Origin of the sequence: Pseudomonas sp. GM84 (genome assembly GCF_000282535.1) — a bacterium.
In the GTDB taxonomy this organism is placed as follows: Bacteria; Pseudomonadota; Gammaproteobacteria; order Pseudomonadales; family Pseudomonadaceae; genus Aquipseudomonas.
The window spans coordinates 31,807-45,200 of record NZ_AKJC01000103.1 but is presented as its reverse complement, the minus strand read 5'-3'; the positions used below and the strand labels follow the sequence as shown (position 1 = coordinate 45,200).

The following is a 13,394-nucleotide window of genomic DNA, read 5'->3' as shown; positions in this document are numbered from 1 at the left end:
CCGGCGATGAGGCCGGTTCAGCCAAAATCAGACTTCCAGATAGTCCAGGATGCCTTCGGCAGCGGTACGCCCTTCGAAAATGGCGGTCACCACCAGGTCCGAACCGCGCACCATATCGCCACCGGCGAAGACTTTCGGGTTGCTGGTCTGGTGCTTGAACTTGCCCTTCTCCGGCGCCACCACACGGCCCTGGCTGTCCATCTGGATGCCATGCTGCTCGAACCACGGCGCCGGGCTCGGGCGGAAGCCGAAGGCGATCACCACGGCATCGGCCGGCAGGATCTCTTCAGACCCTGGAATCGGCTCGGGGCTGCGACGGCCACGGGCGTCCGGCTCGCCGAGACGGGTCTCGACCACCTTCACGCCTTCGACCTTGTCCTCGCCGACAATGGCGATAGGCTGGCGGTTGTAGAGGAACTTCACGCCCTCTTCCTTGGCGTTCTTCACCTCTTTGCGCGAGCCCGGCATGTTGGCTTCGTCACGACGGTAGGCGCAGGTCACCGCCTTGGCGCCCTGACGGATGGAGGTGCGGTTGCAGTCCATCGCGGTGTCGCCACCGCCCAGTACCACCACCTTCTTGCCCTGCATGTCGACGAAATCTTCCGGCGACTTCTCGAAGCCCAGGTTGCGGTTGACGTTGGCGATCAGGAAATCCAGCGCGTCATGCACGCCCGGCAGGTCTTCACCCGGGAAGCCACCTTTCATGTAGGTGTAGGTGCCCATGCCCATGAACACGGCGTCGTACTCGGCGAGCAGCTGCTCCAGGGTGATGTCCTTGCCCACCTCGGTGTTCAGGCGGAACTCGATGCCCATGCCGGTGAAGACTTCGCGGCGATTGCTCAGCACGGTCTTTTCCAGCTTGAACTCAGGGATGCCGAAGGTCAGCAGGCCACCGATTTCCGGGTTGCGGTCGAACACCACCGGGGTCACGCCAGCGCGCACCAGCACGTCGGCACAGCCCAGGCCCGCAGGACCTGCACCGATGATCGCGACGCGCTTGCCGGTCGGCTTGACCTTGGACATGTCCGGACGCCAGCCCATGGCGAACGCGGTGTCGGTGATGTACTTCTCCACCGAGCCGATGGTCACCGCGCCGAAGCCGTCGTTCAGGGTGCAGGCACCCTCGCACAGACGGTCCTGCGGACACACGCGGCCGCACACTTCCGGCAGGGTGTTGGTCTGGTGCGAAAGCTCCGCCGCCGCCAGGATGTTGCCTTCGGAGACCAGCTTCAACCAGTTGGGGATGAAGTTGTGCACCGGGCACTTCCATTCGCAGTACGGGTTACCGCAGCCCAGGCAGCGGTGCGCCTGCTCCACGGATTGCTGCGGCTTGAAGGGTTCGTAGATTTCCACGAACTCCTTCTTGCGCTGGCGCAGGAGCTTTTTCTTCGGGTCCTTGCGGCCCACTTCGATGAACTGGAAGTCGTTGTTCAGACGTTCAGCCATTTTTCAAAACCTCTTTACCGCAGTTGCCAGCCTTGGGCTGCAAGCTGCAAGACGATCACTTGAGCACGACGGGCCCCGCGCACGGGGCCGTCACTTGCAGCTGTTGTTACTGCGGGTTGGCACGGGTGCTGGACAGCAGTTGCTTGAGGTTGGCCGCCTTCGGCTTGACCAGCCAGAAGCGCCGCACGTAGTCGTCCAGGTTCTCCGAGAGCTCACGCCCCCACTCGCTGCCAGTCTCCTCCACGTACTCGGCAAGGACCCGCGCCAAGTGGCTGCGGTAGGCCTCCATCGCCTCACCACTGATGCGCTGGATTTCCACCAGCTCGTGGTTGAGTTTGTCGACGAAGGAGTTGTCCATGTCGAGCACGTAGGCGAAGCCGCCAGTCATGCCAGAACCGAAGTTGTAACCGGTCTTGCCCAGAACGCAGACAAAGCCACCGGTCATGTATTCACAGCAGTGATCGCCAGTCCCCTCGACGACCGCGTGGGCGCCGGAGTTACGCACAGCGAAGCGCTCGCCCGCGGTGCCGGCAGCGAACAGCTTGCCGCCCGTGGCGCCATACAGGCAGGTGTTGCCGACGATGGCGCTGAGCTGGGTTTTGAACGGGCTGCCGGCAGGCGGCACGATGGTGACCTTGCCACCGGTCATGCCTTTGCCGACGTAGTCGTTGGCATCGCCTTCCAGGTGCAGGTTCAGGCCGCCGGCGTTCCACACGCCGAAGCTTTGCCCTGCAGTGCCCTTGAAGCGGAAGGTGATCGGCTTGTCGGCCATGCCCTGGTTGCCGTACAGCTTGGCGATTTCGCCAGAGATGCGGGCACCAATGGAACGGTCGCAGTTGCAGATGTCGAGCGCGTACTCGCCACCGGCCTGGTCACGGATGGCCGGCAGGGCCATGTCGACCATCTTCTCGGCCAGTTCGCCCTTGTCGAACGGCGGGTTCTTGTCGACTTCGCAGAACTGCGGCTTGTCGGCCGGAATGTGCGAGCTGCCCAGCAGCGGAGTCAGGTCCAGGTGATGCTGGCGCTCGGTGTCGCCTGGCAGCACGTCGAGCAGGTCGGTGCGGCCGATCAGCTCGCCGAGGCTGCGCACGCCCAGCTTGGCCAGCCACTCACGGGTCTCTTCGGCGACGAAGGTGAAGAAGTTGATCACCATGTCGACGGTGCCGATGTAGTGATCCTTGCGCAGCTTGTCGTTCTGGGTGGCCACGCCGGTGGCGCAGTTGTTCAGGTGGCAGATGCGCAGGTACTTGCAGCCCAGTGCGATCATCGGTGCGGTGCCGAAGCCGAAGCTCTCGGCGCCGAGGATGGCCGCCTTGATCACGTCCAGGCCGGTTTTCAGGCCGCCGTCGGTCTGTACCCGCACCTTGCCGCGCAGGTCGTTGCCGCGCAGGGTCTGGTGGGTTTCGGCCAGGCCCAGTTCCCATGGGGCACCGGCGTACTTGATCGAGGTCAGCGGCGAAGCGCCGGTGCCGCCGTCGTAGCCGGAAATGGTGATCAGGTCGGCATAGGCCTTGGCCACGCCAGCGGCGATGGTGCCAACGCCTGCCTCGGCAACCAGCTTGACCGATACCAGGGCCTGCGGGTTGACCTGCTTGAGGTCGTAGATCAGCTGGGCCAGGTCTTCGATCGAGTAGATGTCGTGGTGCGGCGGCGGCGAGATCAGGGTCACGCCCGGCACTGCATAGCGCAGCTTGGCGATCAGGCCGTTGACCTTGCCGCCTGGCAGCTGCCCGCCTTCGCCGGGCTTGGCGCCCTGGGCAACCTTGATCTGCAGCACTTCGGCGTTGACCAGGTATTCCGGGGTGACACCGAAGCGGCCGGTGGCCACCTGCTTGATCTTGGAGCTGCGGAGGGTGCCGTAACGGGACGGGTCTTCACCGCCCTCACCGGAGTTGGAGCGCGCGCCCAGGCGGTTCATGGCCTCGGCCAGGGCTTCGTGGGCTTCTGGCGACAGTGCGCCCAGCGAGATACCGGCGGAGTCGAAGCGCTTGAGGATCGCGTCCAGCGGTTCGATCTGATCCAGCGGCAGGGCCTGGTCGGCCACTTTCACTTTCAGCAGGTCGCGGATCATCGACACCGGGCGCTGGTCGACCAGCGTGGTGTATTCCTTGAACTTGGCATAGTCGCCCTGCTGCACGGCAGCCTGCAGGGTGTTGACCACATCCGGGTTGTAGGCGTGGTATTCGCCACCGTGGACGAACTTCAGCAGGCCACCTTGCTGGATCGGCTTGCGCGCGCTCCAGGCTTCGGCGGCGAGCAGCTTCTGGTCGCCTTCCAGGTCGACGAAGCGCGCACCCTTGATGCGGCTGGACACGCCCTTGAAGCTCAGGCCGACCACTTCCTCGGCCAGGCCCACGGCTTCAAACAGCTGGGCGCCACGGTACGAGGCGATGGTGGAGATACCCATCTTCGACAGGATCTTCAGCAAGCCTTTGGAGATGCCCTTGCGGTAGTACTTGAAGACTTCGTCCAGGTCGCCCAGCACTTCGCCGGTGCGGATCAGGTCGGCCAGCACTTCATACGCCAGGTACGGGTACACGGCCGAGGCGCCGAAGCCCAGCAGCACGGCGAAGTGGTGCGGGTCACGGGCGGTGGCGGTTTCCACCAGGATGTTGCTGTCGCAGCGCAGGCCCTGCTCGGTCAGGCGGTGGTGTACCGCGCCGACGGCGAGCGAGGCGTGCACCGGCAGTTTGCCCGGGGCGATGTAGCGGTCGCTCAGCACCAGCTGGGTCTTGCCGCTGCGCACCGCTTCTTCGGCCTGGTCGGCAATGTTGCGGATGGCCGCTTCCAGGCCGACGCTCTCTTCATAGTTGAGGTCGATCAGTTGGCGGTCGAAGCCTTCGCGCTCCAGGTTCATCAGCGAGCGCCATTTGGCGGGCGAGATGACCGGCGAGCTGAGGATTACCCGGGAGGCATGCTCCGGGGATTCCTGGAAGATGTTGCGCTCGGCGCCCAGGCAGATTTCCAGCGACATTACGATCGCTTCGCGCAGCGGGTCGATCGGCGGGTTGGTGACCTGGGCGAACTGCTGGCGGAAGAAGTCGTATGGCGAACGCACGCGCTGGGACAACACGGCCATCGGCGTGTCGTCACCCATCGAACCTACCGCCTCCTGGCCCTGCTCGCCGAGCGGACGCAGCACCTGGTCACGCTCTTCGAAGGTGACCTGGAACATTTTCATGTATTGCTTGAGCTGGTCAGTGTCGTAGCTGGCCGCGCCCTGGTCGTCGGTCAAGGTCGCCTGGATGCGCAGGGCATGCTGACGCAGCCAACGCTTGTACGGGTGGCGCGACTTGAGACGGTCGTCGATGGCATCGGTGTCGAGGATCTGGCCGGTCTCGGTGTCCACGGCAAGAATCTGGCCTGGGCCGACTCGGCCCTTGGCCAGGACGTCCTCAGGCTGGTAGCCCCACACGCCGATTTCCGAGGCGATGGTGATGTAGCCATTGGTGGTGGTCACCCAGCGTGCCGGGCGCAGGCCGTTGCGGTCGAGCAGGCACACCGCATGGCGGCCTTCGGTCATGACGATACCGGCCGGGCCGTCCCACGGCTCCATGTGCATGGAGTTGTATTCGTAGAAGGCGCGCAGGTCGGCGTCCATGGTCTCGACGTTCTGCCAGGCTGGCGGTACCAGCATGCGCACGCCACGGAACAGGTCGATGCCGCCGGTGACCATCAGCTCCAGCATGTTGTCCATGCTCGAAGAGTCGGAGCCGACACGGTTGACCAGCGGGCCGAGCTCTTCGAGGTCGGGGATCAGGTCGTTGGCGAACTTGGTGCGACGGGCCATGGCCCAGTTGCGGTTGCCGGTGATGGTGTTGATCTCGCCGTTGTGGGCGAGGAAGCGGAAGGGCTGCGCCAGCGGCCACTTCGGCAGGGTGTTGGTGGAGAAGCGCTGGTGGAACACGCAGATCGCGGTTTGCAGGCGCTCGTCATCCAGGTCTGGATAGAAGGCCGCGAGATCGCGCGGCATCATCAGGCCTTTATAGATGATGGTCTTGTGCGAGAAGCTGCAGATGTAGTGGTCGGCGTCATGGGCGTTGGCCACGGACGAGCGACGACGGGCACTGAACAGCTTGATCGCGAATTCCTGATCGCTCAGGCCTTCACCGCCGATGAACACCTGCTCGATCTGCGGCAGACGCTCCAGGGCCAGGCGGCCCAGCACGCTGGTGTCGATCGGGACTTTGCGCCAGCCCACCAGCGTAAGGCCGGCGTTGACGATTTCGCGGTCCATGTTGGCCCGCGCGGCTTCGGCTTTTACCGGGTCCTGGTTGAAGAACACCATGCCGACGGCGTACTGCTTGGGCAGCTCGACGGCGAAGTGCTCCTGGGCCACGGCACGCAGGAATTGATCGGGCTTCTGCATGAGCAGACCGCAACCGTCACCGGTCTTGCCGTCGGCGTTGATCCCGCCGCGGTGGGTCATGCAGGTCAGCGCCTGCATGGCGGTTTGCAGAAGGTGGTGGCTCGGTTCGCCCGTCATATGGGCGATCAGGCCAAAGCCACAGTTGTCCTTGAATTCTTCGGGATGGTACAGACCTGTTTTCATAGACACTTTCTCACCAGGTTCACCTCTCAACGGAGGCAAATCTCTTTTTAGTACAACCACTTACCATCCACGCCGATCAAATGCCAGCTTTTTTGCGGTGGCCATGGAAAACCATTGTTGCACAGCGACAGCGATACTCACAAATTTTCATGTCTCACCATTGAAAATTTATGTCGCATTTTTGAATGTTTTTGCGCCATGCGCCGTGATAGCGGCTCGGCTCGAGTCTGAAGCGTTTCAGCCATGACTGCAAGAAGGGCTTGTGGCCGGCAGCCTGGGACAGAAAAGCCTGCCGCGCTCAGGCGCAGCAGGCTAGACGAAAGTCAGTAATCGCTCAGCAACTGGGCGGCGGGGTGATGCCGCCCGGAAGGTATCAGCGGGCCGAGGCCAGCTCTTGTTGGACGCTGGCGACGGTACGTGGCCAAGGTTTACCAGCCTGGACCTTCGCTGGCAAGTTCTTGATTGCAGCTACCGCTGCGTCGCGGTTGGCGAAGCTGCCATAGGTGACCACGTACAGCGGCTTGCCCTGCAGGTTTTTCTTGAAGTAGCGATAGTCGCCACCCTGCGCCTTGACGAAGGCCTGGGCCGAGGCCTCGGAGCTGGTGCCGAGGATCTGCACCACATAGTTGCCAGGCTTCTGGCCTGCGTACCAGCCACCGCTGGCACTGCCACCGGCTGCCGGTTTTTCAGCAGGCTTGGCGGCGGGCTTGGCCGTGGCGACCTGGGTCGGCGCCGGGGTCGGCTTGGCAGGGGCAACCGGCTTGGCCGGCTGGGTTGCGACAGGCTTTTGCGCAGGCGCAACCGGCTGTGACGGTGCCACAGGGGTCGCCTGGGCCATCGTCGGCGCCGGACCCGCAGCAACGCCTTGCGGTGGTGCGGTGGTGGTCACGGTCGGCGGCGGGTTGCCAGGCTGCAGCGCGGTATTGTCGGCTGGGCCGCCCTCCTCGCCGTCGCCCATGCCAGCTGCCTGAGCCAGGGGCTCACGCATCACCGGCTGCGATTGGCCAACCAGCGGCAGCGGCATCGGCTGCGACGAGCCGGAGAACTCGATGGCGGGGTTGTTCGATTTGTCACCCAATGGCAACTGGGCCTGGGCCGCGGGTGCCTCAGGAGCCTTGTCGCCTTTCTTGGGCATGAGCACCGCGGCACCAACAGCGACCACGACGACAGCGGACAGCGCGAGCACGTGTTTCTTAGGCATTTTGAACCCCATGGATGGTCGCTTGACCGCGGTGCGGCTGGCGATCATGGCTTCGATCAAGGTATCGCGGGCGACCTGGTTGATGTTGCCAGGCCAACCGTCGGAGTTTTCATGGATATCGACGAGCTGCTCATGGGTGAACACCTCGATGCCCCGGCCGGCGCCTTCCAGGCGCTGCTCAAGGTACTCGCGGGTCTCTTCCTCGCTGTAGGGGGCGAGTTCGATGACATGGAAGCGCTCTTCCTCGACATGGATCTCGTCCAACCCGGCAATCAGCGACGGCTCGCCGAACAGGAACACGTGCGGGCGCCCCTCCGGGACGCCAGCTGCCAGCTCCAGCAACGCTTGGAGTGCCGACTCGTCGAGTTGTTCCGCATCGTCCACCAGCAAATAGACTTCCTGTCCGGTCAGGGCAAGCTGCACCACCTTGGACAGAATGGCCTGAACCTCGGGCTGGGCCACTTCCAGCGACTGGGCAACCTGCCCCAGTACACTGGCAGCATCGCTGGCGCCACGGGCGGATACCACCACGCTCTGCACCGACTGCTTGTTGGTGCTGGCCACCAAGGCCTGGCGCAGCAGGGTCTTGCCGCTGCCTACGGGGCCTGTGACCACCAGCATCAGCTGGCTGTAACGGGCCAGGTGATGCAACTGACCGAGCACAGGCTTGCGCTGGGCGGGGAAGAACTTGAAACCGGGCACGCGCGGCGCGAACGGATCGTGGCTCAACTGGAAATGGTCGAGAAACGCCTCATCGGCATGCAAACTGGTCATTGCGCTGTCACAACCTCAAAGCTGGGCCACGATCGCGCGGTAATCCGCCGACAGCGTGGCCTGAAGAATCTCTTTCGGATAGTCGTCGGTGATCACGGCTTCGCCCAGCCGGCGCAACAGCACCAGCCGCAGGCGACCGTCGAGCACCTTTTTGTCGACCGCCATATGCTCCATGAAATGCGCCGGGGTCATTTCCTGTGGTGGCACCACCGGCAAACCTGCGTCCTGCAACAGGCGGATTGCTCGATCGCGCGCGGGCTGGTCGATCCAGCCCAGGCGCATTGACATCTCCAGGGCCATCACCGTGCCCGCTGCCACGGCTTCGCCGTGCAACCAGACACCGTAGCCCATGTGCGTTTCGATGGCATGCCCGAAGGTATGCCCAAGGTTCAGGGTCGCCCGCACGCCGGATTCGCGCTCATCGGCGCCGACCACGGCGGCCTTGGCCGCGCATGAGCGGCGGATCGCTTCGGTCAGGGCCGCAGGCTCCAGGGTGCGCAGGGCTTGCATGTTGTCTTCGAGCCAGCCGAGGAACGGCTCGTCGCAGATCAGGCCGTACTTGATCACTTCGGCCAGGCCAGCCGACAGCTCGCGCTGGGGCAGGGTCTTGAGGGAGGTGGTATCGATCAGCACCGCGTTGGGCTGATAGAACGCACCGACCATGTTCTTGCCCAGCGGGTGGTTGATGCCGGTCTTGCCGCCGACCGAGGAATCGACCTGGGACAACAGGGTGGTGGGCACTTGAATGAAATCGACACCACGCTGGTAACAGGCCGCTGCGAAGCCCGCCATGTCACCGATCACCCCGCCACCGAGGGCGACCACGGTGGTACGGCGGTCATGCCGTGCGGTGAGCAGGCCGTCGAAGATCAGCTGCAGGGTCTCCCAGTTCTTGTAGGCCTCGCCATCCGGGAGGATCACGGGCAGCACCGAATAGGCACCCAGGGTCTTGCTCAGGCGTTCGAGATACAGAGGCGCGACGGTTTCATTGGAAACGATGGCAACCTGCCGCCCGGCGATGTGCGGCGCCAGCAGTTCGGGTTGGTCCAGCAAGCCTTCGCCAATGTAGATCGGGTAGCTGCGCTCGCCCAGGTCGACCTTTAGTGTCTGCATGTATCCCCACAATGTACTTGGGCGCGGCGTCATTGATGCGACCCGCGCGGTAACGTTGAACCTCGCCTCGGCGCTGGCCGAGAATAGTCCCGGCTTAGCGGGGCGGCAACTGCTGCAAGCGTTCGAGAATATCGAGCACCACCATGCGCGGCGGCCGTTCGTCGGTTTCCACCACCAGGTCGGCGATCTCACGGTAGAGCGGGTCGCGCGCTTCCAGCAGGGCGCGCAGGGTCGCCTCCGGGTTGGCGGTGCGCAGCAACGGGCGGTTGCGATCGCGCGCGGTGCGCCCGACCTGCTGCTCCACCGAAGCATGCAGGTAAATGACCCGTCCGCCCGCATGCAGCGCCTGGCGGTTTTCCGCGCGCATGACTGCGCCGCCACCGGTCGCCACGACCACGCCATCGAGCGCGCAGAGCTCGGCGATCATCGCTTGCTCACGGTCACGGAAGCCCGGTTCGCCTTCTTTATCGAAGATCCACGGAATGTTGGCGCCGGTTCGCAGTTCGATTTCCTTGTCGGAATCTTTGAACAGCAGGCGCAGCTCTTTGGCCAACAGGCGCCCGATGGTGCTCTTTCCAGCGCCCATGGGCCCTACAAGTATCAAATTTCGCACAGAATCAACGACTCACAGCAATCGCCTGGTCACTCATGATACGCGGAGTCAGGAAGACCAGCAGCTCGGATTTTTTCTCTTGTAATGCATCGCGTCGAAACAGCCGCCCAACATACGGCAGATCGCCGAAAAATGGCACCTTGTCGACCACATTGTTTTGCGAGGTCGAGTACACGCCTCCAATGACGATGGTTTCCCCATCCGCCACACGGACCTTGGCATTGACCTCGTTCTTGCGAATCGGCGGCACGTCGTTCAGGGCATTGACGAAGTCGGGCTCATCCTTGGTCACCCTGACCGTCATGATCACCTTGCCGTCAGGGGTAATCTGCGGGGTGACTTCAAGCGACAGCGAGGCCTCTCGGAAGGAAACGGAGGTGGCGCCGCTCTTGCTCGTTTCCTGATATGGCACTTCGGTGCCCTTGAGGATCCGGGCCGTTTCCTTGTCTGCCGTGACCACTTTGGGTTGCGAAATGATCTCGCCATTACCGCTCTTTTCCATGGCACTGAGTTCAAGGTCCAGCAGTACGCCCCCACGCAACAGGCCCAGGCCTACCCCAGCGCCGGCCCTCTCCACGCCCAGATCGACGAACACATCCCTGCCCAACTGGGCGGCCTGTTCATACAAGGCACCTCCCCAGCGCACACCCAGGCTCTTTTCATAATCGACATTGGCCTCGACGATGCGCGCCTCGATCGCCACCTGCCGTACCGGCACATCCAGTTGCGTAATCAGTTGCCGCAACTGGGCGAGACGATCCTTGGGCTGGTGCACCAGCAAGGTATTGGTACGCGCATCGACACTCAGGCTACCGCGACCGGTGAGGATGCCGTCGTCGGCAAGCGTCGCCAGCAATACCTCCGCCAGCTCCGAGGCATTGGCGTGATGGATTGGCATCAACTCCCGGCGCAAGGGCTGCAACTGGGCATCGAGGGCCTGTCCGTAGGACTCGCCGAGAGATTGTTCGGCCAACTCACCCGCTGGCGCGATCAGCAAGACATTGCCTTCCTCTCGCCGTGCCAACCCCTTGCTCCGCAACACCAGCGCCAGGGCCTGATCCCAAGGGACGTCTTGCAAACGCAGGGTGATATTGCCTTGCACCTGGTCACTGGCCACCAGGTTGATGCCTGCATAATCTGCCAGGACCTGAAGCACCGAACGCACCTCGACATCCTGGAAATTCAACGAAACAGGCTCCCCCTTATAAGACGCTGCCAGCCCCGGCTGAACCGGTATCAGCATCGCCACCATCACTATCGCCAGCCATTTCATGACCACTTGCCTCCCTGCCAGCGCCCTTCCTGAGCGCCAAGAACGTGGTGCGCTCGCGCCACTCGCCGGCCACGAACAACCGTTCGCGCACCTCCACCTGATGCTCGTCGATGCGCACCGCCACGCCATCATCGCGCCCCAGGCGTTCGCCTTGGCGCACGCGATACAACCTTCCGGCAGTCGCCAGCAGCGCCTCATGCTCCCCTCTGCGCGACAAACTGCCGACCATTTCCAGCTGTGCCAGCGGGATCTCACCCAAGCCCTTTCGGGAGGTTCGCCCTGACCAGGCAGCAAAGGGATCGAAGTCTGCGACCTGCACGGGTGCCCGGGCGGGTATCTGCGCCAACGAGGCGGGCTCGAGCACTGGCGCATCGGCCTGGTAGGCATTCACTCGCAGACGCAGTCTTAAAAAACCGGGCCTGCCTTTGGCGGCGAACCAATGCATTTCATCGGCACGCAACAAGCGAACTTGCCCAAGCCAGTCGTCCAGCCATAAACGCAACCCCGAATAACGCCCGACGACTTGCAGATCCATAGGGGTTTGCCGATATCCAGACTTATGCACCTCTTCAAGTACGTTCAACTGTTCGAACTGCAATCCCAGCGCATGCCCCGAGAGCGCCAACTGTTCCAGCAGATCACTCATGCGATCACCCGCCGCCAGTCCCCAGCGGGCGCTCTGCAGCAGTTGCTCGGCCTCGTCCAGGGCCGCACGACTTTGGCCCAAGCCCGACACCTGGCTGGCCTTGCTTGCCAGTTCGAGCGCCAAGGCCTCTTGCATTGCCTGCTCAGCCGTTTGAATTTGCCGCCACTCAGGTAGGCGAACCATGGCACCGAGGGCAAGTACCACCCCTGCCGTGATCAAGGGCAGCCAGGATCCGGAAATTCGCGAGCGTTCGACCCATCGCGTCCAGACCTGCGGGCTCACGACCAAGCCGCCGACATTCGTGCCACCAGCAGAAACTCATCGCCCTCATCCGTGCTTTTCACGCGCTCGAGTGCAAGGTCGAGCAGGACATTGGAGTGCTCAAGCTCGCGCATGAACTGCGCCACCACCGCCCCCGAAGCAGCCAGGCCGACAAGGCGCAAGCGCGAACGCTCGAGCTTGATCTCTGTCAGCTGGATACCTTCCGGCAATGCCCGCTCCAGGTCGGCAAACAACCCGGTCACAAGCCCCTGGTCTGCCCGCAGGGCAGCCAGCGCCGCAGCTTGCGCCCGCGCCGCCTCATAAGCCCGGTTGATAGGCGCCAGTTGCTCCAGCTGCGCATCCAGCTCCGCCATGGCGGCTTGGCGGTTGCTGTTGTCGATAGCCTGCCGCTGCGCACGCTCGCGCACCAACTGATCCATGAGCAGTACCGCGCAAAGCCCCAAGAACATGCCGCCAAGCAGCATCAATCGAAGTCGCCGCAACGCCGCCAGGCGCTGCCGTTCACGCCATGGCATCAGGTTCAGACGCATCATCCGCGCAACCCTCCCAGCGCCAGCGCGCAAGCCAGGCTGCAATCGTTACAGTCGAGCCCGGCCACCGTTGGCAAAGGGCGGCACGGCACCTTCATTTGGCGGCTCAGTTCAGCTAACCGACCGTGCTCACCCAGCGCAGCACCGCATACAAGGACTTCATCCACCTGCACACCGTTGGCAACCCACTCGGCAAGCCGCTCCACTGAAGCGTGCGCAGGCAATTCGCGCCGCTGTGGCAGCCCATCCTGCATCCAGCCATGCAGCGTTATCCCGTCAGGTTCGAGGCGTAGCAGCGCCAAAGCGCCTGTACACGGCCGCGGCAGCAAACGCCGCAAGGCGATGCTGTCGACTTCCACGGCATCCAGCTGGAGCCCTGCGGCCTCGAACAGTGCCTCGAGCGGCTGCAATGTGCTTTGTCGACAAGCGGCGACCATGACATCCCGGTAGCCCGATCGCCCCATCGACGCGCCCATGGCATGGAAATCGATCACCAGGTCGTCCAGAGGAAAAGGGAACAAGGTGTCGGCGTCGGCCAGTAATTGAGCCTCCATCTGCGCTGCGGTCTGACTTGCGGGTAATTGGCATAGCTTGCAGATCACCTGCGAGGCAGGCAGCGCCACCGCAACCCGACGCTGGCGGCCGCCACAGCGCCGATGAGCACCCCGCAGGGCCGCCTCGACGCGATCCGGGTCCTGCCACCACTGCCCTCCAGCGAACGGCTCGAATGGCTCAAGCGCCCAGGCGACCCGCTCGCAGCGCCCGCCATGCCGACGCACTTGCAGCATGTGTATCGAATCGGAGGTGATTTCCACCCCCAGCAATGAACCGGCATCCCTGCCCCAGCGTCCAAGCATCGCTGTTCCCTCGTTGCTGCCCCTAAAACCCGCCTCAGCGCCAGCCGTTGACGGCCAGGCGGTACAGCGGGCCACCTGGCCGGTCACCCGGCGAGGCGAAAAATGCT

At 63.5% G+C, this 13,394-nt stretch carries 9 protein-coding genes; all 9 read right to left on the bottom strand.

Annotated elements, in window-relative coordinates:
* Positions 1–27: 27 nt before the first annotated feature.
* Complete coding sequence (locus tag PMI38_RS09125) at positions 28–1,446, bottom strand: FAD-dependent oxidoreductase (RefSeq protein WP_008093019.1); 1,419 nt, start codon at positions 1,444–1,446, stop codon at positions 28–30.
* Between the two features lie 106 nt (positions 1,447–1,552).
* Complete coding sequence (gene gltB, locus PMI38_RS09120; RefSeq protein ID WP_008093018.1) at positions 1,553–5,998, bottom strand: glutamate synthase large subunit; 4,446 nt, start codon at positions 5,996–5,998, stop codon at positions 1,553–1,555.
* A 373-nt stretch (positions 5,999–6,371) separates the two neighbouring features.
* A complete protein-coding gene (locus PMI38_RS09115; protein WP_008093017.1) occupies positions 6,372–7,973 on the bottom strand; it encodes an SPOR domain-containing protein in 1,602 nt (533 codons plus the stop codon).
* A 15-nt stretch (positions 7,974–7,988) separates the two neighbouring features.
* Entirely contained in the window at positions 7,989–9,086 is a 1,098-nt protein-coding gene (gene aroB / locus PMI38_RS09110; RefSeq protein ID WP_008093016.1) for a 3-dehydroquinate synthase, read from the bottom strand.
* 94 nt (positions 9,087–9,180) lie between these two features.
* A complete protein-coding gene (aroK, locus tag PMI38_RS09105) occupies positions 9,181–9,699 on the bottom strand; it encodes a shikimate kinase AroK (protein WP_043273297.1) in 519 nt (172 codons plus the stop codon).
* 4 nt (positions 9,700–9,703) lie between these two features.
* The gene (locus PMI38_RS09100) at positions 9,704–10,951 is read right to left on the bottom strand and encodes a type IV pilus secretin PilQ (protein WP_043273296.1); all 1,248 of its coding nucleotides are present in this window, start codon (positions 10,949–10,951) and stop codon (positions 9,704–9,706) included.
* A complete protein-coding gene (locus PMI38_RS09095; RefSeq protein ID WP_238540178.1) occupies positions 10,902–11,900 on the bottom strand; it encodes a pilus assembly protein PilP in 999 nt (332 codons plus the stop codon). The genes PMI38_RS09100 and PMI38_RS09095 overlap by 50 nt, the downstream gene beginning before the upstream one ends.
* Positions 11,897–12,433 (bottom strand): PilN domain-containing protein, encoded by a 537-nt coding sequence (locus PMI38_RS09090; protein WP_008093007.1) that lies wholly within the window; start codon positions 12,431–12,433, stop codon positions 11,897–11,899. The genes PMI38_RS09095 and PMI38_RS09090 overlap by 4 nt, the downstream gene beginning before the upstream one ends.
* On the bottom strand, positions 12,430–13,287 hold the full coding sequence (pilM, locus tag PMI38_RS09085; RefSeq protein ID WP_008093005.1) for a type IV pilus biogenesis protein PilM: 858 nt from the start codon (positions 13,285–13,287) through the stop codon (positions 12,430–12,432). Before pilM ends, PMI38_RS09090 begins: the two co-directional genes overlap by 4 nt.
* Positions 13,288–13,394 lie beyond the last annotated feature (107 nt).

Coding starts and splice junctions, on each gene's coding strand:
- PMI38_RS09125 (WP_008093019.1), bottom strand. CDS start 1,446: ATGGCTGAACGTCTGAACAACGACTTCCAGTTCATCGAAGTGGGCCGC.
- gltB (WP_008093018.1), bottom strand. CDS start 5,998: ATGAAAACAGGTCTGTACCATCCCGAAGAATTCAAGGACAACTGTGGC.
- PMI38_RS09115 (WP_008093017.1), bottom strand. CDS start 7,973: ATGACCAGTTTGCATGCCGATGAGGCGTTTCTCGACCATTTCCAGTTG.
- aroB (WP_008093016.1), bottom strand. CDS start 9,086: ATGCAGACACTAAAGGTCGACCTGGGCGAGCGCAGCTACCCGATCTAC.
- PMI38_RS09100 (WP_043273296.1), bottom strand. CDS start 10,951: ATGGTGGCGATGCTGATACCGGTTCAGCCGGGGCTGGCAGCGTCTTAT.
- PMI38_RS09090 (WP_008093007.1), bottom strand. CDS start 12,433: ATGATGCGTCTGAACCTGATGCCATGGCGTGAACGGCAGCGCCTGGCG.
- pilM (WP_008093005.1), bottom strand. CDS start 13,287: ATGCTTGGACGCTGGGGCAGGGATGCCGGTTCATTGCTGGGGGTGGAA.